Here is a 23,928-nt window from a genome sequence, read left to right as displayed (position 1 = left end):
ATGGCAACCCAACAGTCAATCGACGCTAAAGAAACGACGCGCGTTGAGGCATTCAGCGATGGGGTGTTTGCCATCGCCGTCACCTTACTGGTACTGGAAGTGAAAGTTCCACACGTACCTGAGCAAGCCCCGGCGAGCCTACTCTGGCGAGAACTAGCCAGACAATGGCCTTCTTACATCGCGCTCATATCAAGCTTTTTCACCGTGCTGATCATGTGGACGAATCACCATTCGATCTTCAAAATGATTGTCAGCACCAACTCGCGATTCATGTTTGCCAATGGTTTCTTGCTACTGATGGTCTCGCTGGTCCCCTTCCCAACCGCACTCATCGCTGAGTACATCCAGGCAGAAAGCGCGTCTGTAGCCTGCGCCGTGTATGCAGGCATGTTCGTCATTATCGCTTTCGCCTACAGTCTGTTATGGGAAGTGGCCCTTCGGAGCAAGCTGGTCAGCAGCACCATTCCGGCGCCGGTCATCCGGGCCACATCGCGCAATGGTGTGGTGGGAATCACCGCTTACGCCGTGGCTACAGCCGCTGCTTTTTTCAGCCCCTATCTGTCACTTGGAATCTGCACCGCGCTCTGGCTATTCTGGGGTTTCACCATGAGTCAGGACTGACACGTTAACGTATCTTTTTATGCATTTCTGGATAATCCGGGCCGTCAGGCTACCGGTGTACGCACTACTACTGGCTTCATTTTCGGCCCCGGCGCAACGACTGGCGCTGAGCCGGGGCGATGATAATTTCGAAAAGCTAAGTCACGATTCGCTCCATCGCGCCACTCAGTTTCCGGGTATAAAGGCGCTCTATCTCGATCAGAACAAGCGTTATTTCATTGGTTTTGGCGGTGAAGTACGCCAGCAACTACAAATGTTCTCGGGCGAAAATTGGGGTGAACTACATGTTGATAACCAAGTCAATACGCAGGCTACCACCAACGACAGGATACCGTTTCTACTCCAACGGTACATGCTCAGTGTCAATCTTCAGCTAGGTAGTCATGTACGGTTTTTTAGCGAACTAAAAAGCGCGGTTGAGCAGGGCCGCCGTACTGGTGCCCGGCCACAGATCGATGAAGATCAACTGGATGTCCATCAGTTATTTATCGATGTAACAGCTAACGCAGCGGCCAAGACAAAACTCACTCTTCGCGCAGGTCGGCAAGAGTTGAATTATGGGGCCAGCCGGGTGATTTCTCTGAACGAAGGGCCAAATACCCGCCTGGCGTTTCAGGGCGCGAAGCTGATGATCACAAACCCTTCCTTTTTCGTACATCTGTTTTATACCAATCCGGTAGCGAACAATCAAGGGGTATTTGACGACAGGCGCGAGACTGGCATAACACTTTGGGGTGGCTATGCCAACTGGCAACTACCAGGACTGGCTCAGTCAGCACTTGATCTGTATGCTTTGAGTTACCAAAACCACGAAGCTATTTACGCAAACGAAGACGGAAAAGAAGATCGGTATACGGTTGGGTTTCGCTGGTTTCGGCTACCGGGCAGTGCAGTTGACGCTGAACTTGAAGCCAACTATCAGACAGGTACGTTCAACAACCGAACGATTCGTGCCTATTCAGTTGTGGGTATTGTGGGGCACGAATTCGAAAAAGCGACCTGGCAGCCATCGATTAAACTGATCGGAAGCCTCTATTCCGGCGATCAGGGCAATGGCCACTCTCTGGGTACGTTCAACCCGCTCTTTCCCCGGGTATATCTGGGGTTAGGCGTGCCACTATTCCCGTCTAACCTAATTAATATCTCGCCAGTAGCTGAAATACACCCGGCTAAACGGTTTTCATTGATTGGTGATGTACACGCATTATGGCGACAAAGCACCTCCGATGGTCTCTATGGCGAAGGTCGGCTGATACGTCAGCCATACCTGGTTGGCACTAAAACTAACAGCCAGCAGTCGTTTATTGGCCTGCAGTATGACCTGACAGCCGAATACAACTTTACCAACTATTTCGGGCTGTCTTTTTACGGCACACTCTTTCCTGCCGGAACGTACCTGCGCGATTCAGGAGCAAGCCAGACCATCGCATGGAGTCTGATACAGGCAAAATGGCGATTCTAAAAATACTCATAATCAGTGAGTTTACATTTTTACAAATCAAAAAAGCAACACTATGAAGCAACGTATCCTGACGGTCATGACCGTTATGCTTATCGCTCTATCACCGGCAATGGCCCAACTGACAACCAAAAAAACAGAGCGTTTCACGCCACAGAATAGTGCCATCCTGCTGGTCGATCATCAGCAAATGACAGTCGGATGGATCAACAGTTTACCCAGGGAAGTGATGCTGGCCAACGTACGTATGCTTGCCCGGCTCGGTGCCGAAATGAACATCCCACTCGTAGTCACCACCACCATGGAAGCCAGCGTAGGGGCTACTATTCAGGATGTTCAGACGCTGGCCCCCAAAGCCTACGAAAATCGAGTTAAACGGGGCGGTACTTTAAACTGCTTCCTGGAAAAGCCTTTCGCTGATGCCGTAAAAGCAACAGGCCGCAAGAACCTGATTATTGCTGGTCTAACAACGGACATTTGCCTCATGCACACCGTTGAAGGTGCTTTAGCTGCCGGGTATACCGTTCAGGTTGTAGCCGATGCCTGCGGAAGCATGTCGGTACTGGCCGACCAGTTAACCTACGATCGGCTTCGTAACCTGGGCGTTACCATCACCGTGGGCAACCAGATCCTGACCGAACTATATACCGATTTCGGTACCAGCGACGGCCAGAAAGCTATGAAAATCAATCTGGATGAAGTAGTCAGTAAACTGGCTAAATAACCAGAATAACAGGTATTCTTTTCAGAAGCTCCTAGGAGCAATTTCTGAAGGTGAGAAAAGCAGCAAACAGGTGATCTGTTGCTGCTTTTTTTGCATATACCCAACTGAAACTTGCCACTTGATCAACATTTGTTGGTGTTTCTCAGCTAATTGCCTTACGTTTGCACCGTTAACTGCACCGCGCCTGCGGTCGCCAATGCCGATGATTCTCGCTCAGTAAAGCCCTCCGTGGGCTTCTTTCTGCCAGTATTACCCGCACATCTGCGGTCTGGCCCTCTGTTTTTTTCGCCGATTTTCATCGAAGAGCTTCGATAGCCCTACCGGCTACGGCTTATTCATTCTATCTACAATGACCAGATTTTTCAGGTTGTTCCTGGCTGCTTTGCGCGGTACAGAAACCAATTTCACGTCCGGCAGTATCAACCGGGCTATCTTCATGCTGTCTATTCCCATGATTCTTGAAATGGTAATGGAAGCCCTTTTTGCCATTGTCGACGTATTTTTCGTGGCCAAAATCGGTACGGAAGCCGTTGCCACAGTGGGACTTACGGAGTCGGTACTGACGCTGGTTTACTCCGTTGCCATCGGTCTGAGCACGGCCGCGACAGCGCTGGTATCGCGGCGCATTGGCGAATCGAACACCGATGGTGCCAACAAAGCCGTTGGTCAGGTGCTGTTTGTTTCGCTGGCGTTCGCCTTGCTGCTGGGTATTCCGGGGGTGCTGTTTGCCAGAGAAATGCTTCACCTGATGGGTGGCGATCAGCACCTTATCGACAGTGGCGTTGGCTACACACGGGTCATTTTTGCGTCGGCCCCGGCCATCATTCTGCTCCACACGCTAAGCGGCTCACTCCGTGGTGCAGGTGATGCTTCTATTGCCATGCGGTCGCTTTGGCTGGCCAACGGCATCAACATTGTGTTGTGCCCGGTCTTCATTTTTGGTTTTGGCCCTATTCCCGAAATGGGCGTGATGGGGTCGGCAGTGGCAACTACAGTGGGTCGATCCATGGGAGTATTGTACCAGTTGTATGCCCTTACGATCCGTAACGGCCGGATTTCGATCAACGTGCGCGCCCTTCGCCCAGACTTTCGGGTTATAGGTACGTTGCTCAGTCTGGCAGCAGGTAGTACCGGGCAGTTTCTGATCGGATCGGCCAGTTGGGTATTTCTAACCCGGATCGTGTCGACGTTTGGTAGCGATGTCGTAGCTGGCTATACCATTGCCATTCGCATTTTCGTGTTCTCGATCCTGCCGTCCTGGGGCATGGCCAACGCGGCGGCTACGCTGGTGGGACAAAATCTGGGCGCCCACCAACCCGATCGGGCCGAAACGTCGGCTTGGCGGGCGGCATTGTGTAACCTGATTTTTCTGGTTCCGGTGGGCGGCTTGCTCTACGTTGGTGCCGAAAACGTGGTTGGCTTTTTCAGCCACGACGCAAACGTGCTGGTTATTGGGGTAGAAAGCCTGCGGGTATTCTGCGTAGGGTACGTATTCATGGCCTATGGCATGGTGCTGACCCAGGCGCTCAACGGTGCGGGCGACACCCGGACGCCCATGCTTATCAACATTGTCTGTTTCTGGCTGATCGAAATTCCGTTGGCTTACCTGCTGGCCAATGGGTTACACTGGGGGCCATCAGGCGTGTTCTGGTCGGTAGCCATCTCGGAATCGCTGCTGGCCGCGGTATCTGTCTGGGCATTCAGACAGGGGCGCTGGCGACTGATGCAGGTGTAAAACCGGGTGGAATCCGACCGCTTCCTACCCGAAACTTTTGCCCAAAATGACCCGTTATCTTGTATGAAGGGTCATTAAGTGTCGCCATTGGTTATAGTCACACGACGGGTATTTTCGGTTTTAAACCAGTTACCAGCGAAAAACAGCGATGCTTCTTTACCACGATTTACAGCCCGGCGAATGACGCTGTCGGCTCATGACCTTTTCCCAACTCCAACATATGATCGACAACCATAAGAACCCTGAAACCGCCGTGCTGGTGGCTGTGGCGACCCAAAAGCAGACAGCTTCACAGACGAAAGAATACCTGAACGAGTTGGCTTTTCTGGCTGAAACGTCGGGTATTGTCACCAAAAAAACGTTTACCCAAAAGCTGGAGCGGCCCGATACCCGGACGTTTGTGGGCAAGGGTAAGCTGGAAGAAATAAAAACGTTTATCCAGGCCGAACCGGTCGATACGATCATCTTCGACGATGACCTGTCGCCCGCCCAGGTACGTAACCTCGAAGCTGAGTTTAAAGATGTGAAGGTGCTTGACCGTAGTCTGCTGATCCTGAATATTTTCTCGATGCGGGCGCAAACGGCGCAATCCCGCGTGCAGGTTGAACTGGCTCAGTATCAATACCTGTATCCCCGACTAACCCGCATGTGGACCCACCTTAGCTCCCAGAAAGGGGGCGCCGGGATGCGGGGGCCGGGTGAAAAAGAACTCGAAACAGACCGCCGGATCGTGAAAGACCGGATTGTTTTCCTGAAGGAGAAGCTGGACAAGATCGACAAGCAGAGCATGACCCGCCGCAAAGAACGCGACCGGCTGGTGCGGGTTGCGCTGGTAGGCTACACCAACGTGGGTAAGTCGACGCTGATGCGCACGATTGCCAAAACGGATGTATTCGCCGAGAATAAACTCTTCGCTACCGTCGATTCCACCGTTCGGAAGGTAGTGCTGGGAAACATTCCGTTTCTGCTGACCGATACCGTTGGCTTTATCCGCAAGCTGCCAACTTCACTCATCGAATCGTTTAAATCCACACTCGATGAGGTTCGCGAAGCTGATATTCTGCTCCACGTAGTCGATGTGTCGCACCCGTCGTTCGAGGAACAGATCGAGGTGGTGAACGCCACGATGGCCGAACTTGGCGTAGCCGACAAACCCGTGGTGCTGGTTTTCAACAAGATGGACGCGTTTGTGCCGAAAGAAGAATGGGCGCCTGAATACGGCGAAGAGTCGGAAGGAGCCATTCCGGTGGCAACGCGCCGAAAAACGGCCCTGGCCTATTTGAAACAGACGTACCTGGCCCGCAAGGCTGAACATGTGGTGTTTATTTCCGCTCAGACGAAAGAGAACATCGACGAACTGCGCGAATTGCTCTACGACATGGTGAAACTGCGGCACTTCCAGATTTACCCCAACTGGCTCGACGTGCCCCTGATCGAGTCGGCCACGTTGGGTGGCGATCAAACACCAGAAGAAATCGCCACTGAATTGGGCAATTAGGCATTTTTTACCGATTTTTGCACCTGAAAAGAGACGCACATCTTGCTTGCGTCTCTTTTTTTGGCACTGTAGTTCAACGGATAGAACCGCAGCGGCGGACCGAGACTTTCCTAAACGCTGGATGTGGGATCGGTTAGAAGTAACGAGTACATGGCACTGTAGTTCAACGGATAGAATAGGCGTTTCCTAAACGCTAGATGCGGGTTCGATTCCCGCCGGAGCCACTAGAATAGCCGTTTCCTAAACGCTCAGCGGCAATCGGAGGTCCGCCTGCAATGGCGGACCTCCGATTGCCGCTGAGCCAGTACTAGACCACCCATTAAGGCGAAACGGTCAGGGTGATGTCCTGAAGCAGGTACGTAGCCGTGACAGGATGCTTCTGATAAAGTGCCAGTAACCAGTCTATTCCCTCAAAAGCCCGCAGTGCCGCCTGCCTGCTACTCCTGATCAATTCGGCATCTGCATGAGATGGTAAAATTCGAAAAGACGTACCTGAGGGGGCTACCGTCACCAACACGTTAACCACTAATTGCTTCAGCCCTGCACGGGCGAGATGAGACGGAAAACGGACTTCCTGAGCCAAGAGACCATAAATTTGCTGCGAACTGGCCAGATAGACCGGAGCGCGGTCAACCACTACATACCGTAGACTATCTCCCTCCCAAAGCTGAGCCATCGACGGCGCAGATTCCTTTCGATTTACCAAAAGCAGGGTCTTTTGTGTGTAATCATACACAACCTCCGGTTGCCCCTCCCGGTCGTAGAACGTCCAGATGCCTACGCGCCGATTGGCGGCATACTGCCCTTCTTCCAGAAGTTGGCGTTTCCGAGTCAGCAATTTTTGATACGGTCCTTCCCGCACTGTCGGCTCTGCGACCAGCACCGTAACCTCTTCCCGAAAAAGAGCAGTGCGTTGGGTAATGCATTTTGTAGCTTGGGCGGGTGCCAGCAGTGGCAACAGCAGGAGAAACGGGGCGATGTACTGCATAGGATCAGTTCGATACTTGACTGATCAAAGAACCGGCATATAGATGCCAAAGAAATTGATTTATGTCATTTTCAGCGTGGCACTTCCAGTTCGTCTTTCGAAGGCAGTTTGGGAAAAGGGGCATGGGGCTCGCGCTGATACCAGTAGGCCACCGTGGCTATATCCGATTGCTGTGGGTAGTACCGTCCGCCACTCCGCCAGCCCAGATCCTGAATGTTGATGCGCAGGTCTTTCTCGAACCGCACGGGGTCCATGATATGCCAGCGGTACATACCAAACGCCTGCTGCGACTGGTACAGTCCGTTGGGCCGGATTACCTGATGTAGCCCCGCATAAGCCGTCGAAAATTCCTGGTACTGCCGCGTTTTCTGGTTCTCGAAATTGTAGGATCCGCAGAAATAGTCTTCTGTTCCGGTGCCAGCAATGGTTGGGTACGTGGTGTCGCCATCCAGGAAAAACTTGATTTCGCCCTCACCCCACCAGCCGTTGTTGTTTACGCCAATGGCCATATACGTACCCACATAATGCCCCTTCCCCTGCACTCCATCGAGAATCGTATGCAGTGAGCCCTTCGTTGGGTTCGATCGGCGAAATTGAGCGTGGAAATAGGCCTCATCCTCACCTACCGATGTTAAGGTGTAGTTTATCTGATAATAAAGCCGCATCGACTCGTCTCTATTCAGATTTTCCAGCGTAACCCGGCACCGCTTCCGAAACGGCATTTTCCAGTAACAGTTGAAGGCGCTTCCGGGGTTGACCGTTACGGGCAACGAGTTTAGAGGCGCGTATTCGCCCCAGCCCATACCAAAGAAATCGCCTACCGGCACTTCTACCGATGGTTCTTTCTCATCGTCCCAGTAGAACCGCAGAATCGAGTAACGCCAGTTGCCGGTTGGGGTCATCCATATCTGTTGAATGGCACCGGGGCCTTCCATTTCAGCAATGGTGATGGTCTCCCCTTTTTCAACAATGATGAATGGATTAACTTTCCAGCCACGCCCCAGATCGCGCGCCTGACTAGCAGCATTAGCCACATTTCGCTGGCCTTTCTGCGAAACTGGATCAGACATTCCTCCTTGCCCTTTACCACCGCTAAAATTTTCGGGGCTGATCGAGCGCGTTTTAGCGTCAGACAGGCGCGACAGGTTACCCAGATTCATGCCTAGCCCATCGAAACTCGCTGGCCGCTGCGCCAGGGTGTTCAGGGTAATACAGGTAGCCATCAGGGCAAGCAGCGTGTACCGCATAGTCAGTCCATACTTGTAGAAAGGGAAGAATACAAGGTCATTTATTTACTTAACCTGCGCCTGTCGCCATCCATGTCTAGCTTTCTTTTTTCGACTTCTTCGCTTTCTCCGTATTCGCCACATGCTGCTTACCCGCTTTTGACCCCGCTACTTTCTTGGCGTTAGTCGCCTTCTTTTCGCCATCTGATAGCTTATCCCAGGCCTCTTTGGGCAAATAGCGGGTTGTTCCTCCTTCCCGCTCTGCCGGTTTTCCGTCCGACGTTTTCCAGTCCTGATCGGTCCACTCGCTCAGGTGCTTTTGAGCATCCGTTTTCTTATCTTTTTTGTAGCCACCGCCTTCTTTTTCATACTCGTGCGTAAGCAACTGGGCTTTCCGGGCGCTCCACTGACCAGCTTTTCCGCCCTTGTCGTCGGCTTTGATTTTTTCTTTCAGCCGTTCGCGCAGGTCGGGGTCAGTGTAGTTGTCGGCCTTCTTTTTCGTCGATTTTTCCGCCGCTGCTCCGGCGGGTTTCTTTTCAGGCTTTTCCTTGTCAGATGCCGTTTTTTTCGGGGTAGTTGCCATAACGTTGTGCCGGATAAGTCCTGGTTTGTGAGCTGATTAGTAACTTATTCCGGTCAGAACATAACCCGCATCCGTTATTTTTGTTACGAAGCTATACATATGGTTTTTTGAGTATTAAATTGTACTCAAAACACTTACCTATCCAAAATCATGACACCGGTCACGTCATCAGCTACCTCAATTCAGGAGTTAGTTCCTACTGAATTATTCCTGAAGTGGGAAAAAGCAAAAGCGCAGCAAACGTACCTGCGGCAGCCCGTTGGCGATGCCTTTCTCGACTATACGTGGGCCGAAGTGGGGCAGCAGGCGCGGCGAATGGCAACGTACCTGAACTCACTCGGCCTGCCCGCTGGCAGCAACATTGGGCTGGTCTCAAAAAACTGTGCGCACTGGCTCATCGCCGATCTGGCCATTCTGCTGAGTGGCCACGTGTCGGTTCCTTTTTACCCCACCCTGACCGCCAGTCAGCTTCATCAGGTGATGGAGCACAGTGAATGCGCTGTGTTGTTTGTGGGGAAATTAGACAGTTGGGCGGGTATGAAACCAGGTATTCCCGATGGCGTCACGCTGATTGGCTTTCCCAGCTACGGCCCTGCTAGACAAACAGATCCCGATTTAGTGGCCTGGGACACGATCATGGCCCAGTATGAACCCATGCAGGAGGTTTTTCATCCGCAACCCAGCCACCTGTTTACGATCATTTACACCTCCGGCACCACCGGAAACCCCAAGGGCGTGATGATCGATTACAAAGCCGTAGCCCAGGCTATAGCCGATACGCATGAACAAATGCTACACAGTACGCCCAATGCCCGTTTTTTTTCGTATTTACCCCTTTGCCATATCGCCGAACGCAATATTGTGGAGGCGGTGAGCCTGGCAACGGGCGGCACCGTTTACTTCGCCGAATCGCTCGAAACATTCGCTAAGAATTTAGCCGCAGCAAAACCCACCCATTTTCTGGCTGTGCCCCGCATCTGGACCAAGTTTCAGCAAGGAATTCTAGCCAAAATGCCGCAGAAAAAACTCGACACCCTGTTGCGCATTCCCGTTGTGTCGAATATCGTGAAACGTAAGATCAGGCAGGGCCTAGGCCTGAACGACGCACGGCTCATTCTGACGGGGGCGGCTCCCATGCCCCAATCGCTCATCCGGTGGTTCAGGCTGCTTGGCATTCATATTCAGGAAGCCTACGGCATGACCGAGAACTTGGGTGCAGTCTCGTTGATGCCACTACAGACTATGCGCGACGGAACGGTTGGGCAGCTTTACCCCGGCATGAAGGTAAAAATAGACTCGGTGACTGGCGAGATTTTTACGCGCTCCGGCTGGCTGATGCGCGGTTATTACAAAGAACCAGCTCTGACGGCCAGTGTATTACAGGATGGATGGCTGGCTACCGGCGATGTGGGTACGTTGTCGGCCGACGGATTTCTGACCATTACCGGCCGTGTGAAGGAAATGTACAAAACGGCCAAAGGCGAGTACGTAGCGCCGTCACAGATCGAATTCGGGTTCGCCGACAATGCGTACATCGAACAGATTTGCGTAGCGGGCCAGCAGCTTCCGCAACCCCTGGCCCTGATTGTGCTGTCGGAGATGGGCCGCCACGCCGACCGGATCACGGTGGAACGTAGCCTGGAAGACACCCTCACCGCTCTAAATCCCAAACTACACGCCTACGAGCGGGTACGCAAACTGGTGATCGTGCGCGACGCCTGGACGGTCGACAATAACCTGATGACGCCAACCATGAAAATCAAACGAAACGTCATCGAGGCCCGTTACGACGCCAATCTGCAACCCTGGTATGATAATGACGAAGTAATTATCTGGGAGTAAAAGAGGCCACGAATCAATTGCCTAACTCCTGCCAAACAATTATTTCTTGCGTCTGTTATATACACAAGGCTCAAGGCGGGCCTGCCATTATTCGTAGCGGGTGACCGCTCAACTAACTATCAACGTCATGAACGAGACAACAGCCAGCGGTCTATGGGACCAAATGAAAGGCAAAATCAAACAGGCTTACGCCGACCTGACCGACGACGATCTAACCTACACCGAGGGCAAAGAAGACGAGATGTGGGGCCGGGTGCAGGAAAAAACGGGTAAGACCAAAGACGAAATACACAAAGCTGTTGCCGATATTTAGGCAACAGGCATATAAAAGGCCCGGCTGACCACGCGATCAGCCGGGCCTTTTGCTTACTTACCCATTGTGAAGAATTGTCTTTTTTAGACAATAGGAAGAATCTTCACTTTTCAGACGTTCCACGAATGAGTGTTTATAGGTCCTGGTGTAACGTATAGTGCAGGTTTTGTATGTTACTTCGTGAAACACGTTTGGATATTTCTTCGTATGCCTTGACTCATATAGCCTAAAGAACCAACTTAGGTAGTCCATTGGTATATGTTTCACTTTATAACCGCTTGGATAGTATGCGAGTACAAACTCACGCCGTGCACTTCACGGCCGACCAGACACTTCTGGATTTCATACAGAAGAAACTTAACAAGCTCGACACCTTCCACGATCGAATCGTGAGTGCAGAGGTGTTTCTTAAATTAGACGGAGCCGAAACCGCCAAAGTGAAAGACAAGATCGTCGAGGTTCGGCTCAATATCCCCGGAAAGGAGCTTTTCGTTACCGAACGCAGCAAATCATTCGAAGCAGCTATCGAGCAATTGATGGATGTGATGAAAGATAAGCTCGTTCGCTGCAAAGAAAAACGAACCGACTTCTCCAGCCCGGCCATTACCAAAGCTACATCCCAACAGGAAGAAGAAGCCGTCGAACAAGACGAATATTAATGATCTGGACTGACAGTCCTGACAGTCGTAAAAAGGAGGAGTCCTGAGTCTGGAAAGCCAACGTTTTGTTGCAACTTTCCAGACTCAGGACTCCTCCTTTTTACGACTGTCAGGATTATCGATTACAGTTCGAACGCTGCTTTCACCTGGTCAACGAAATCGAGTTTTTCCCAGGTAAACAGTTCTACTTCCAGTTCCAAGGTGTGTCCGTTACCAGAGAACGTTTTAGTTACCGTCTCGTTCTTGCGGCCCATATGACCATACGCAGCCGTTTCTGCATAGATTGGGTTCCGCAATTTCAACCGTTGCTCGATCGCGTAAGGGCGCATATCGAACAGTTGGGCGATCTTTTCGGCGATGACACCATCGTGCAGATCAGTCTTGGCCGTGCCGTAGGTGTTTACGTACAGACCGCAGGGTTTAGCCACACCAATAGCGTAGGACACCTGCACCAACACCTGATCGCACAACCCGGCTGCCACCATATTTTTGGCAATGTGGCGGGTAGCATAGGCCGCAGAGCGGTCAACTTTCGAGGGATCTTTCCCCGAAAACGCACCACCACCGTGAGCACCCTTACCGCCGTAGGTATCAACGATGATCTTACGGCCAGTCAGGCCAGTATCGCCGTGCGGACCACCGATTACGAACTTGCCTGTTGGGTTGATGTAGTAGGTGATGTCACTCTCGAACAGGCCCTGTAGCTCAGGTTTCAGTTTCGCTTTTACGCGCGGAATCACCAGTTCAATAATGTCTTTGCGGATTTTGGCCAGCATCACCTCATCCGAATCAAAATCATCATGCTGCGTCGAGACTACAATAGTGTCGATCCGAATGGGCTTATCATCGTCTGAATACTCGATCGTCACCTGCGACTTGGCATCGGGCCGGAGGTAACCAATCAGGTCGGGTTCGGTGTTGCGGATCAACGACATTTCGCGCAGGATGGCGTGGGCCAGATCAAGCGGCAGGGGCATGAAGTTGTCGGTTTCGTTGGTGGCGTAACCAAACATCATGCCCTGATCGCCAGCGCCCTGTGCGTTGGCTTTCGTCTCAAAATCGTCGTTTTCGACTTTCCGATCAACACCCTGATTAATATCGGCCGACTGATCGTGCAAGGCTGAGAAGATCCCGCACGAGTTGGCTTCAAACATGTATTCACTTTTGGTGTAGCCAATTTTACGAATTACTTCGCGGGTAATCTTTTGAACGTCCAGGTACGTTTCTGTCTTGATCTCCCCAGCCAGCACTACCTGCCCGGTTGTAACCAGGGTTTCACAGGCAACTTTACTGCTCGGATCAAACGCTAAGAAGTTATCGATGAGGGCGTCGGAGATCTGATCGGCGACTTTGTCGGGGTGTCCTTCAGAAACTGACTCGGACGTAAAAAGATAAGGCATTGCGACTCCGTTATAACTTGGTTTAAGTCGCAAAACTAAACTAAAATCGCGATAGAACGCAGATTGAACAGATTAAGCTGGTACGCGCACAGGCGATCACCAGACACTGAAGCGAAGGTCAGCAATACGTATCACTGATGAATCGGTATAAATCGGCTCAATCTTCCCAATCGGCTTCCTGATTTATCAAAATATCCGCTTGCGCAACACATCGAAGGCACCTACCGTAAATGGCCCCAACGGCACGGTACTCATGATGCGCAGGTCTTCCCAGAGATTGGTGTCTTCGTCGAGGAAGCGGAAAATACGGGCTGGTGGATTACGTTCGTAAAGGCGCGTGAAGATATCGTCGGCAGGATGTCGCTTGTACTGCAGTACATTCAATAACACGCTATCCAGCAAGCCTTTGAAAGGTTTTGTAAACCATGACTTTCGCCGTTCGGGCCGACCGGTAGCAACCAGCATGTTCACCAGTTCGCGCAGGTAATGCTGGGTACGTTGGAACGTGTAGCCCGTTGAGGGTTTGGTATAACCACCCGACGTACCGATGCGCACGATATGCGTAGCCGGATTTTCGGGAGTGGGTTCGTCGGACATCGGGATAACGCCAAACTCGGTTTCGCTGATCTGATACGTACCTGTGTCGAGAAACCGATCGATGTAGGTACGTAGCGATGCTTCATACGCTTCAGGAGCCAGCAGATGATCGTTGAAGATGGTGTATTCGACCATCGCCGTTTTCTCGTTGAAGGGCAGCACATACAGAAACCGGCAATCGCCCTCCTGCGCTACCCGGAAGTCCATCATGCGGGGGCGATCGACGTCGAAACAGGGCTTTTCGGTCGTGATCACCCAGCCTTTGAAATGCTGCAACAGGTTGTGGTTATCCGGGTTTTTGAGGTTGAGCGGGTACGTGCTATCGAAGATCAAACTGGCGATTACCGGCTCATCGTCAACGATCAGGAAGCCGCCATCAGCCGTATCGATAAGCCGATTGATCGTTCCCTGTTTGAACTCCACATTCGGGAAGTTGGCCAGATGCGCCCGCACATGATCGTAAAAGTCTATACCCCGGAGCATCTTGTACTGATAGTCACCAATGTTGAGCGGGCCAGACAGCGTAGTTCCGTAGAAATCCACGGTATCCCATTTTCGGAATAGAATTGGCTCGAAAGGACCGTCGCCGCGCTCCCAGAAGCACCAGGTACGGTCGTTGGTATTTTTTACTTCTTTGTCGATGATGAGCACCGACCGGTCACGCAGTGGCGACAGCGTTAGGTAGTAGGCTAAACTCAGCCCCGACATGCCACCACCCGCAATGACGTAATCGTATTTTTTCATAAATTAGAAATGTCATTCGTAGTCATTAATCGTCATTAGCGGTCATTTGTTGCTAGTAGTAGCAAAAACAACAAATGACCGCTAATGACGATTAATGACTACGAATGACATTTCTTTATACGTTCACGTGCCTTTCGGCATGGTAACTCGACCGGACCAGCGGTCCCGACTCAACGTATTTTATGCCCCGTAGTTCGCCCTGCTCTTTATACATGGCAAACGTGTCGGGATGAATCCATTCGATCACCTCATGGTGCATTTTGGTGGGTTGCAGGTATTGCCCCAACGTCAGCACATCGCAGCCATGTTCAACCAGGTCGTCCATTGCTTTCAGCACTTCATCTTTGGTTTCGCCCAGCCCCAGCATAATACCCGTTTTGGTGCGCTGACCGTAGTCTTTCGTACGCCGGATCTGCTCCAGGCTACGCTCGTAACGCGCCTGCGGACGTACCCGACGGTAGAGCCGCTCCACCGTTTCCATGTTGTGCGACACCACTTCCTGACCGCCTTCGATCATGCGAATGAGAGCATCCCAGTTGCCTTTGGTGTCTGGAATCAACGTTTCGATGGTCGTCGTGGGCGATGCTTCTTTAACGGCCCGCACGGTCTGGTACCAGATTTCGGCACCCCGGTCTTTCAGTTCGTCGCGGTTTACGGAGGTGATAACGGCGTGTTTCACCTTCATCAACACAATGGCTTCGGCCACGCGGCGTGGTTCATCCGTGTCGTATTCGTTGGGCCGACCGGTAGCTACGGCGCAGAACGTGCAGCTACGGGTACAGACGTTACCCAGGATCATGAAGGTGGCGGTTCCTGCCCCCCAGCATTCGCCCATGTTTGGGCAGTTGCCGCTTTCGCAGATCGTGTGCAGTTTATACGTATCGACTAGTTTCCGAACTTTTGCGTATTCCGGTCCGATGGGCAGTTTCACCCGTAGCCAGTCGGGTCTTTTCTTCCGCTGTTGCTCAGAAGCAATAACAGGTAGTTCGATCATGATGGTAAAGCCGCTTATTTCTTGGAAAATGCGTTTCAGCGGGGTAAAGTTCTTTATCAGTGATCAATGAACAATTATCAATGGCTACGCCCAGATACGTTAACCTGCGTAGCCATTGATAATTGTTCATTGATCATTGTCACTACTTCTTGGTTCCGAAGAAGAGCGTCACGTACCCGGAGGTAAAGAAATTACGGTTGCCAAGCGTGCGATCGCCGAGGGCGGTGTTGGTATTCGGTACAATCACGATTTTACTGGGGTAGATTTCGGAGAGGAATCCGATTTCGAGGCCGGTTGTATTGTTGCGAAACGCGCTCAGTTCAAAGCTCAGGGCGGCTTTGGCATGCAGACCTACCGTCAGGCTAGATTCGCCCAGGCCCTGAAAAAATCCACCTGAACCAACAATGAACTCAGCGCGACCACCTGTTGCAGGAGCAGCAACGGCCTGCGCATACGGAATCTGACGAGTGGTGTTGCCCGATGACACTTCTACATAATACGGCTTGATAATGCCAAGGGACGGGCCAGCGGCAAAAATGGCATTCACCGAAATACCTTCGTCGGTGTTGCGGCGGAACAGCGAGATTTCACGGCCATACTGTGGCCGCACCACGAACAGGTAGTTCTCTTTACCCAGCAGGAATGATCCGCCGAAATTATTGCTTCCGGCGGCGTACTCGCGCGGGTGTTTTACGTTCACCAGTTCAACGCTGATGTACCGGTACTGCGTCTTGCCAAACAGTTCGCCGTCGAGCCGTTTCGACTGGCGGAAGACAAAACCACCCAACAGACCGGCGTTGGTGTTGGTGGTTATGCCAAATGTGGTGACGGTGTGGAAATTATCTTCGTCGGACCCGTCAGGCGATTGTGCCCGCGCAGGAATAGCCAGCAGGAATAAGCCAAGCAGCGCACAACAGACCGGTGTATATAGCGATTTCATAAGCGTAACATCAGAGCACGAAAGATACTACTTTTAGGTAAAAACGTTAGGTTTTGCCGGTTGTTTCACGCCTTTTGTTTCACCGGCCTATTTTCTTGGCACCGGTCGCTGGATGTACTAACTTTTACCCATAAAATCGGGCCGGAAGTGCCAGTTATGCCCTATCCTGGAGATAGGGCATAACTGGCACTTCCGGCCCGATTGGTTTAAACTGGCTTAATGACCGCCTTTGCTCACAACTGCTTTATCAAAGTCGATACCCTGTTTACGAAGGATCGCCTGTACCCGGAGGCCAAAGAAAAACAGGTAAGCGAAGCAAACCACCGCCGTAAGGTACGATAACTGAATACCAACGGAGTCGGCAATTTTTCCCTGAACGAGCGGAATAATGGCACCGCCGAGAATCATCATAATCAGGAATGCCGCGCCCTGATTGGTGTATTTGCCCAGTCCGGCTGTTCCGAGTGAGAAAATACTTGGCCACAGAATAGAGCAGAATAAACCGCCGCTGATGAGCGAGAAGAGCGCTACTTTACCCGTAGCAAATACACCGATGATGCTCAGGATAGCACCAACGGCGGTGAAGTATAACAGGATCGTCACCGGCTTTTCACGGCTTGCCAGGTACGTTGCAATCATGACGAAAATGCAAATCACGTACGGATACAGGTCACTGACATCGCCACTATAGAGCGCATTTACGCTTAGAACGATGGCAAAAGCCACAAACGGCACCACAAACACAAGGACGCGCTTCATCGCCGCCGACGGATTAAAGTTGGCAATCGAGGCGGTCCAGCGGCCAATCATCATACTACCCCAGAATAGCGACACATACTTAGACACCTGAGAGGCATCTAATTTCTCTGTCTGCTTCAGGTACTCGCCCAGGTTACTGCCAATGGTTACTTCAACACCAACGTAGACGAAGATAGCGGTCATACCCATCACCAGTTGTGGGTATTTCAGCACGCCGGTACCCACCTCAACGTCTTCATCATTGGTGATGTGTGGTAATTTCGATAGTTTGAAAAAGCCAGCCAGGGCAAGAAAGAGCGCGCCCAGAATAAGATAAGGCACTTTCACCGACTCGATCGTAGCGTTGGCCGCCGCATCGGCTGAAATAGAGCCGAAAATGGCAAACGAGATAATAACCGGTCCGATGGTTCCGCCCAGGTTATTGACCGCACCACCGAGGTTGATCCGCTGTGCACCGGTTTCGGGTGGCCCAAGGGCGATCATAAAGGGCTGGGTAGCGGTTTGTTGCAGCGAAAAACCAAGCCCAACGATGAATAGGCCTGATAGCAATAGGGCGTATGATTTCATTTCGGCAGCCGGATAAAACAGCAACGTACCCAGCGCCGAGATGAGCAGGCCGTAGATGATCCCGTTTTTGTAGCCGATCCGGTTCAGGATATCCGTTTTAATCGACGCCGAAATGAGCAGGTACAGGATAGAACCCACGAAGTAGGCGGCGTAGAACGCAAAATCGACCAACTGTGCCTGCGTTTGCGTTAGTTGAAATTTGTCTTTGAATAACGGAATCAGAATCCCGTTGGAGGCCGCCACAAAGCTCCAGAAGAACCAGACGGTCATGAGGGTGTACAGGGCCGATCGGTTGTCGGTTTGCTGCGTGAGGGGTTGGCCCGAAGAGGAAACGGGTTCGTTTACCATGCGCAAAGGGTTGTTAAGAGACAGATTTGAGGAACTGACGAATCCAGAGAAGGTCGCCTGTCAACAAAACTAACCACAATTTTGCACACTATTCACGCATAATCCGGCGGGTAAAGGGTCTTTGCCTATTTTTGGCGATTCGTTCATGAACCAACCCCAGCATTATGGCTACCATTGCAATCAAGTACCTAGGTGATCTGCGCACCGAAGATCGGCACCTTCAGTCGGGCACTCAGATTCATACCGATGCCCCCACCGACAATCAGGGGCGGGGCGAAGCCTTCTCGCCGACCGATCTGGTCGCCAATGCGCTGGGTACGTGTATTCTGACGACGATGGCCATTTTTGCCCGCCGCGATGGGATCGAACTCGAAGGCAGCGATGCCAGCGTTACCAAAATCATGTCGGCAGAGCCACCGCGCCGGATCGCCCGAATCGAGATTGACATGATGCTACGGGCCACAACCGCTGATGGTAGTGCCCTTACCGATGACCAAAAAGCCAGGCTGGAGCGTGTCGCCCACACCTGCCCCGTAGCTATCAGCCTCCACCCCGACCTGGAGCAGGCTGTTTCCATTAAGTGGGAGTAGAAAGGTAATGCCGAAGTTCCAGCTTAGGGAGTGGCAGAAAGCAGGTGCTCAATCCCTCCCGAAGCAGAAGCTTCGGCATTACACAGCGTTTCCCCTCTACTCTTCCTCCTCTGCCGGGGCGGGCGGGATGACGATACCGGCAAATAGTTTGTCCATCTTTTCGGCGTACTCGGCCGTATCGTCCAGAAAGAACTGGAGATGGGGAACAATCCTGAGTTGATGCCGGACGCGCTCGCCCAGCAACTGCCGGATAGTTTTGTTTTTCTCCTCCATGGTGTCCATCAGGAGTGTTTTGTTTTTTGCAGCCAAAAAACTGAGGTAGACCCGGGCGATGCCCAGATCAGGCGACACCCGCACATTGGTGACGGTTATAAACGCGCCATTGAATGCGTGGGGCAGCTCGCGTTGAAAAATCTCGCCGAGGTCTTTCTGCAATTGCCGGGCTACCTTTTGCTGTCGTTTCGATTCCATAGGGCAAATATCCGTAATTTCGCCAGTTGGCTTAGTGTACTAACCCATATTCGCTCTCGTAAGTTGCTCAGTTTTTTTCGCTCCTTCGCGCCCTACCAGTATTTCAGCCTGCTGGTTGTGCTGCTGTTGATCCGGCTCCCCCTCCTTATTTCGCCCCTGCCCCTGCTGATTCCTGAACTCAACTGGATGCTGGTTGGTGAACAGATGCGGCAGGGACATACGCTCTACAGCGGCATCTGGGATAGTGTGAGTCCTTTTTCGGCGGGCGTCTACTGGCTCATCGATCTGGCCGTCGGGCGGTCGCAGGGGGCCTACTGGACCGTGGCAACCGGCATTTCTATTTTTCAACTCGTGTATTTCAATTACATGATAAATGCCCGCGAAGTGTTCCCGGAGCGGTCATTCTGGCCGGGGCTATTCTACGCGCTTTTCCTGAATCTTTCGTTCGACTGCACCACCCTCTCGCCGGTGCTCATGTCGCTTACCTTTCTGCTGCTGGCTTTTGGCTCGCTTATTCGGCAGCTAGGGCGGCAGGGCGCAACGGATGAGGTATTTGAAGTGGGCATTTACATTGGCGTTGCGGCTCTGTTTTATTTGCCATCCGGCCTCTTCATTCTCTGGGCATCGCTGTCGCTTCTGTTCTTCACCGGGGCCACATTCCGGCAACATTCGCTGACCATTTTCGGCTTTGCCTTCCCCATTCTGCTGGTCGTTTTCTACTATTACTTCACTAACTCACTCGACGATTTCAACCGAAACCTGCTGACGTCAGTGTTCAGGGTACGGCAGTATGACCTCAGCGATTTCAAAACGCTGTTTACCTGTCTTATTGTCCCGCTGACGGTGGGGGTTTTAGGGTTTCTCAGCCTGTTCAACAGTGCTAACAGGTACGTTAACTTTCAGCAGCGCTGCCAGCAGATCATGCTCATCTGGGCTATCACGGCCATACTGACCATTCCGCTCATGCCCTTTCTGGCGCCCATGCTCTTTCTGACGTTTGTGCCGCCAATGGCCTTTTTTGCCGTCGTCTACTTCAGCAATTTCCGCAAAGTATGGCTGCGCGAACTGGCCTTTCTGGGTGTGGTGGTAGCTATTGCGGGCGTTTTGTATCAGGGTGCCACGCGCATTCTACCCGGTGTGGAGGTTGGGCAACTCAGTAATTTGCAGGTGAAACCATCGGCCCTTCCCGACTACATTAGAAACCGGAAAGTGCTGATCATCGATGAAGACCTGAGCGGCTACCGCTACAATAGGCCGGCAACGCCTTACCTGAACTGGGACCTGGCCAAATATGACCTGCGAAATCTCGACAGCTACGAAGCAGTTATTGACATCTACGATAACTTTCGGCAAGACCCGCCCGACTACGTGATCGACCGGCAGCAGGTGGTTCCTAAGCTATTTCAGCGCGTGCCAGCCCTGGCCGCCCTCTACAAACCAACCGAAACGGCGGGCATTTACAAGCGCATTCGGTAGCGGGCCTCACCGGATACAGCCCGGCAAGGCCCGTTCTCTCTCCTTAACGGAAAATTCATGGGCCTGTTTGAACAGCTTTACCCCTAAACTGCGTTATTGTTCTCCGGGTCTGTTCGTACTCGCCCGGAGAACCCGAATTTTCGAGTAACGTCTTATTTCATTCATTCCTACAGCGGTATCTGGCCAACCCTGCCTGACGGGATAGCCTCTACCGGCTGTTCACAGCAAACTTATGGAGACTACCAATCCCCCTTCAACCGCTACCACGCCGCAGCAGGTCAACACAGGCCCCGGCTCAAAAGAAACCACACACCGGTCAGATATACAGAGCACGAGTGAGCTTCAGAAAGAACTGCCCAAACGCGACGAATCCCTGTTGACCCCGGAAGAATTACGGATCAAAGAAGCCTTCCAGGATCGCAACTGGAACGAGATCAAAACATCCGATTCGTGGGTGATTTTCAAAGTGTTAGCCGAATTCGTAGAAGGATTCGACAAGCTGGCCCAGATTGGTCCCTGCGTATCGATTTTCGGATCGGCCCGCACGAAGCCCGAGAATCCGTATTACAAAATGACCGAAGAAATTGCGGCTAAACTGGTGCGTCATGGCTACGGTGTTATTACCGGCGGTGGTCCGGGCATCATGGAAGCGGGTAACAAAGGGGCTTTCGAGCAAGGCGGTAAATCGGTTGGACTGAACATTAAACTCCCGTTCGAACAGCATAGCAACATCTACATCGATCAGGATAAAAACATCAACTTCGATTTCTTTTTCGTTCGTAAAGTCATGTTCGTCAAGTACGCGCAGGGCTTCGTGGTAATGCCCGGCGGCATGGGCACGCTCGACGAATTGTTCGAGGCCATAACGCTGATTCAGACCAAGAAAATCGCTCGTTTCCCCATTGTGCTGGTTGGTAAATCCTATTGGGAAGGGCTGATCAACTGGATCGTGGAGACGATGCTGAACAAGGAACACAACATCAATCCCGAAGACATGAAGCTCATCAGCGTGGTCGATACGCCAACCGAAGCCGTAAAAGTCATCGATGATTTCTACGACAAGTACCTGATGAAGCCCAACTTCTAGTCGGATTCGCGTCTCTTTTTTTGTATAAACGGGTCGTCTTTTCGCGAGATACCCGTTTTTTTTGTTTATCACTTCCTCTATCACTAGTGTATGCGTTTCCTCCTTGCCTTCTTCTGTCTCCTTACAGTCAGCTTTTCGGCAATGGCTCAGCCGGGCATCCGAATGACGGGCGACGGGCTCAATCTGACCAACACCGCCACGGCCTCCGGCCAAATCAGGCAGGTCGACGGCGTGCATGGTTTCGACACCTACAGGAAACAACTGCTGGGGTCACCCTACGAGGATTCTACGTTTCAGGCGGGTAATATCCGGTTTTACAAGCCGTTGCCCGGTAGCAATTCCGACTCGATCATGAACGTACCCATCCGGTATGAATTACAGGCGCATCAGCTCGAAATTCTGGCGGGGCCAAACAGCATCAAGGTTGCCCGGACGCCGCAGGTACGTCAGTTTACGATCAGTAACAAGGCGCTGAATACCATCAGCTACTATGTGAATGTGCGGGAATTTCGGGGTGAAACTGAGCAGTTGGACGGCTTCTTCGACGTCATCACCACGGGTAAAGCCATGTTGCTCCGTTACCCGCTGGTGACCGTGTCGAAGGGCAATTACAACGTGGCACTCAGTGTCGGTTCAAAAGACGACGAACTGGTGGTGAAGCAGGAATGGTACGCCGCTGTGAACAAAAAAGTGGTTGCCTTCACTCCTGGAAAACGGGCAGTACTCGCTCTGTTTCCAGAGAAAGAAGCCGAAATGACCGCCTTTCTAAAGCAAAAAAAGCCCGACCTGAAAACTCGGTCGGGCCTGGCTTCTGTTTTTGACTACTACAATTCGCTGTGAGCGCACCAGCGACCAGATTCTTAGTAAAAAACTTCTGTTTTGTTGGTTTCGAGCGCCTCAATAAGTTGCGCATATGGCCCCGATTTAGCGTCGTTGCTCGTCAGTGGATTACTGCGGATGTAAAACTTCTTCAGGTTTTTCAGGCCAATCAGTGAGGTAGGCAGCGTTTGCAGGTTGTTGTTGCTGATATCGACGGACTCCAACGTACCCAGCCGCAGCAGTACGTCAGGTACGTTGCTGAACTGGTTGTAGCCAATATCCAGGGTACGAAGGGAGGCCAGTTTGGCAAACTGGTCGGGCAGTTGGCTCAGTTTGTTATGGTGTACAAACAGGGTGTTCAGCTTTTTCAGGCGGGCTAGCTGGGCAGGCAGTGCGGTTAGTTTGTTGTTGGCAACGGCCAGTTGTTCCAGTCGCTTCATCCGGCCAATCTGGCGGGGCAATTCGGTCAACTGATTGTAATACAGGTCAAGCACGGTTACGTGTTTCAGCTTCCTAATTTGCCGGGGCAACGCCGTCAGGCCAGCGTTGTACAGGTTCAGGTCGTTGAGTCGGCGCAGACCACGTAAGGGTTTGATGTTCAGCTCAGTCAGGTTATTGTTGCCCATCCAGAGGCTTTCCAGCTTTTTGCAATTTCGTACTGCTGCCGGAATATGAGTCAGCTTGTTTCCCTGAAGCGTCAGCGCGCGCAGGTCCGTCTTCTTGGCAATAAACACGCTGTCGTTGCCGATCTGATTATACAGCAGATTCAGGCGGCGCAGGCTGGGAATGTCGGCGGTGATACGAGCGTCCAGTTTGGTTAGCTTGTTTTTCGACAGATCAAGTTCTTCCAGATTAGGGAATCGATACACTACCTCGGGCACGCTTGCCAGCCCCAACTGGTTGAAATGAAGGTATTTTACGGTGTCGGGGCGCATGGTAGTGCGGGCTATTTCGAGGATACTAACGGTACTGTCGCCCGTACGAACCAGCCGTTTCTCCATAATCAACGGTCGACCGTATGAGGTTCTGTACATCGTCTGAAACGGTTTCGAGACGGCAACGGGAAAGTTGTTTTTGTTGTAAAATGCTGTTAGCCGGCCCATCAATTCCTGAAGCAGCTTGTCAGAAACGATCCCGTTTGTGCTGATGAGCACCCACTCCACAGCCCCGTTGGCCCGGACATACTCGGTGGCTACGTACGAAAAACCGTACCCGGGCAGTGGCCCCTGGCTCTCGATAAACGCATACCGGCTGCGGTCAAACTCACTCCTCACTTTATACATAGCCGCGCGTTGCTCCTCGTTCATTCCGCTGACCAACTGGCTCAATGGCAGGTACGTTGCATCCAGTTGTGCGGGGCTGATACCATACTTGGCCGTATCGGCGCGGAGCAAAACGGTTACCTGCGCGTGGGCAGCCAGGCTAAAAAACAGAGCGATAAGCAGCGAGAGCCGGCGCGTTTGCATGATGTATCTGGAAATGATTAGT

The 23,928-nt window shown here is 52.1% G+C and carries 22 protein-coding genes and 1 tRNA gene; 13 read left to right on the top strand and 10 right to left on the bottom strand.

Features of this window, described 5'->3' with window-relative positions:
• The 6 genes from ACFE8Q_RS09920 to ACFE8Q_RS09895 all read left to right on the top strand — a co-directional run bounded on the left by ACFE8Q_RS09920 (position 1) and on the right by ACFE8Q_RS09895 (position 6,261).
• Entirely contained in the window at positions 1 to 621 is a 621-nt protein-coding gene (locus tag ACFE8Q_RS09920; RefSeq protein WP_375445231.1) for a TMEM175 family protein, read from the top strand.
• 19 nt (positions 622 to 640) lie between these two features.
• Complete coding sequence (locus ACFE8Q_RS09915; protein ID WP_375445230.1) at positions 641 to 2,083, top strand: alginate export family protein; 1,443 nt, start codon at positions 641 to 643, stop codon at positions 2,081 to 2,083.
• A gap of 52 nt (positions 2,084 to 2,135) precedes the next feature.
• Positions 2,136 to 2,804, top strand: coding sequence for an isochorismatase family protein (locus tag ACFE8Q_RS09910; RefSeq protein ID WP_375445229.1), 669 nt, complete (start codon positions 2,136 to 2,138; stop codon positions 2,802 to 2,804).
• A 349-nt stretch (positions 2,805 to 3,153) separates the two neighbouring features.
• Positions 3,154 to 4,539, top strand: coding sequence for an MATE family efflux transporter (locus ACFE8Q_RS09905; protein WP_375445228.1), 1,386 nt, complete (start codon positions 3,154 to 3,156; stop codon positions 4,537 to 4,539).
• Positions 4,540 to 4,759: 220 nt separating this feature from the next.
• On the top strand, positions 4,760 to 6,037 hold the full coding sequence (hflX, locus tag ACFE8Q_RS09900) for a GTPase HflX (RefSeq protein WP_375445227.1): 1,278 nt from the start codon (positions 4,760 to 4,762) through the stop codon (positions 6,035 to 6,037).
• A gap of 152 nt (positions 6,038 to 6,189) precedes the next feature.
• Positions 6,190 to 6,261 (top strand) — tRNA-Arg (locus ACFE8Q_RS09895).
• Between the two features lie 95 nt (positions 6,262 to 6,356).
• Here ACFE8Q_RS09895 and ACFE8Q_RS09890 read toward each other — a convergent pair.
• The 3 genes from ACFE8Q_RS09890 to ACFE8Q_RS09880 form a co-directional block, all read right to left on the bottom strand.
• A complete protein-coding gene (locus tag ACFE8Q_RS09890; protein ID WP_375445226.1) occupies positions 6,357 to 7,025 on the bottom strand; it encodes a hypothetical protein in 669 nt (222 codons plus the stop codon).
• A gap of 71 nt (positions 7,026 to 7,096) precedes the next feature.
• Entirely contained in the window at positions 7,097 to 8,272 is a 1,176-nt protein-coding gene (locus ACFE8Q_RS09885) for a glycoside hydrolase family 172 protein (protein ID WP_375445225.1), read from the bottom strand.
• 76 nt (positions 8,273 to 8,348) lie between these two features.
• A complete protein-coding gene (locus ACFE8Q_RS09880) occupies positions 8,349 to 8,834 on the bottom strand; it encodes a hypothetical protein (RefSeq protein WP_375445224.1) in 486 nt (161 codons plus the stop codon).
• A 150-nt stretch (positions 8,835 to 8,984) separates the two neighbouring features.
• Between ACFE8Q_RS09880 and ACFE8Q_RS09875 the strand changes: the two genes are divergently transcribed.
• From ACFE8Q_RS09875 to hpf, 3 genes are all read left to right on the top strand, one after another.
• Positions 8,985 to 10,676, top strand: a complete 1,692-nt coding sequence (locus tag ACFE8Q_RS09875; RefSeq protein WP_375445223.1) for an AMP-binding protein — start codon at positions 8,985 to 8,987, stop codon at positions 10,674 to 10,676.
• Between the two features lie 127 nt (positions 10,677 to 10,803).
• Positions 10,804 to 10,989, top strand: a complete 186-nt coding sequence (locus ACFE8Q_RS09870; protein ID WP_375445222.1) for a CsbD family protein — start codon at positions 10,804 to 10,806, stop codon at positions 10,987 to 10,989.
• Positions 10,990 to 11,276: 287 nt separating this feature from the next.
• On the top strand, positions 11,277 to 11,648 hold the full coding sequence (gene hpf, locus ACFE8Q_RS09865; RefSeq protein WP_375445221.1) for a ribosome hibernation-promoting factor, HPF/YfiA family: 372 nt from the start codon (positions 11,277 to 11,279) through the stop codon (positions 11,646 to 11,648).
• Positions 11,649 to 11,770: 122 nt separating this feature from the next.
• Here hpf and metK read toward each other — a convergent pair whose 3' ends face one another.
• From metK to ACFE8Q_RS09840, 5 genes are all read right to left on the bottom strand, one after another.
• Positions 11,771 to 13,048 (bottom strand): methionine adenosyltransferase, encoded by a 1,278-nt coding sequence (metK, locus tag ACFE8Q_RS09860; RefSeq protein WP_375445220.1) that lies wholly within the window; start codon positions 13,046 to 13,048, stop codon positions 11,771 to 11,773.
• A gap of 186 nt (positions 13,049 to 13,234) precedes the next feature.
• Complete coding sequence (locus ACFE8Q_RS09855) at positions 13,235 to 14,389, bottom strand: lycopene cyclase family protein (RefSeq protein ID WP_375445219.1); 1,155 nt, start codon at positions 14,387 to 14,389, stop codon at positions 13,235 to 13,237.
• Positions 14,390 to 14,504: 115 nt separating this feature from the next.
• A complete protein-coding gene (gene lipA / locus ACFE8Q_RS09850; protein ID WP_375445218.1) occupies positions 14,505 to 15,383 on the bottom strand; it encodes a lipoyl synthase in 879 nt (292 codons plus the stop codon).
• A gap of 142 nt (positions 15,384 to 15,525) precedes the next feature.
• Complete coding sequence (locus ACFE8Q_RS09845; protein ID WP_375445217.1) at positions 15,526 to 16,323, bottom strand: hypothetical protein; 798 nt, start codon at positions 16,321 to 16,323, stop codon at positions 15,526 to 15,528.
• A 216-nt stretch (positions 16,324 to 16,539) separates the two neighbouring features.
• The gene (locus ACFE8Q_RS09840) at positions 16,540 to 17,997 is read right to left on the bottom strand and encodes an MFS transporter (RefSeq protein ID WP_375445216.1); all 1,458 of its coding nucleotides are present in this window, start codon (positions 17,995 to 17,997) and stop codon (positions 16,540 to 16,542) included.
• Between the two features lie 164 nt (positions 17,998 to 18,161).
• Here ACFE8Q_RS09840 and ACFE8Q_RS09835 point away from each other — a divergent pair, with 164 nt between their 5' ends.
• On the top strand, positions 18,162 to 18,587 hold the full coding sequence (locus ACFE8Q_RS09835; RefSeq protein ID WP_375445215.1) for an OsmC family protein: 426 nt from the start codon (positions 18,162 to 18,164) through the stop codon (positions 18,585 to 18,587).
• A 96-nt stretch (positions 18,588 to 18,683) separates the two neighbouring features.
• Here ACFE8Q_RS09835 and rbfA read toward each other — a convergent pair whose 3' ends face one another.
• A complete protein-coding gene (gene rbfA / locus ACFE8Q_RS09830; protein ID WP_375445214.1) occupies positions 18,684 to 19,058 on the bottom strand; it encodes a 30S ribosome-binding factor RbfA in 375 nt (124 codons plus the stop codon).
• A gap of 63 nt (positions 19,059 to 19,121) precedes the next feature.
• Between rbfA and ACFE8Q_RS09825 the strand changes: the two genes are divergently transcribed.
• The 3 genes from ACFE8Q_RS09825 (at position 19,122) to ACFE8Q_RS09815 (ending at position 22,461) form a co-directional block, all read left to right on the top strand.
• Positions 19,122 to 20,534, top strand: coding sequence for a hypothetical protein (locus ACFE8Q_RS09825; protein WP_375445213.1), 1,413 nt, complete (start codon positions 19,122 to 19,124; stop codon positions 20,532 to 20,534).
• Between the two features lie 232 nt (positions 20,535 to 20,766).
• Positions 20,767 to 21,621 carry a TIGR00730 family Rossman fold protein gene (locus ACFE8Q_RS09820; RefSeq protein ID WP_375445212.1) on the top strand — a complete coding sequence of 285 codons (855 nt, stop codon included), beginning with the start codon at positions 20,767 to 20,769 and terminating at the stop codon, positions 21,619 to 21,621.
• A 90-nt stretch (positions 21,622 to 21,711) separates the two neighbouring features.
• The gene (locus tag ACFE8Q_RS09815) at positions 21,712 to 22,461 is read left to right on the top strand and encodes a hypothetical protein (protein ID WP_375445211.1); all 750 of its coding nucleotides are present in this window, start codon (positions 21,712 to 21,714) and stop codon (positions 22,459 to 22,461) included.
• Between the two features lie 20 nt (positions 22,462 to 22,481).
• On the opposite strand, the gene ACFE8Q_RS09810 is transcribed toward ACFE8Q_RS09815, so the two are convergent.
• Positions 22,482 to 23,906, bottom strand: coding sequence for a leucine-rich repeat domain-containing protein (locus ACFE8Q_RS09810; protein WP_375445210.1), 1,425 nt, complete (start codon positions 23,904 to 23,906; stop codon positions 22,482 to 22,484).
• Positions 23,907 to 23,928: the final 22 nt, after the last annotated feature.

The sequence above is a fragment of the uncultured Fibrella sp. genome (assembly GCF_964250085.1).
Taxonomy (GTDB): Bacteria; Bacteroidota; Bacteroidia; order Cytophagales; family Spirosomataceae; genus Fibrella.
This window is presented reverse-complemented; position numbering and strand designations above follow the sequence as displayed.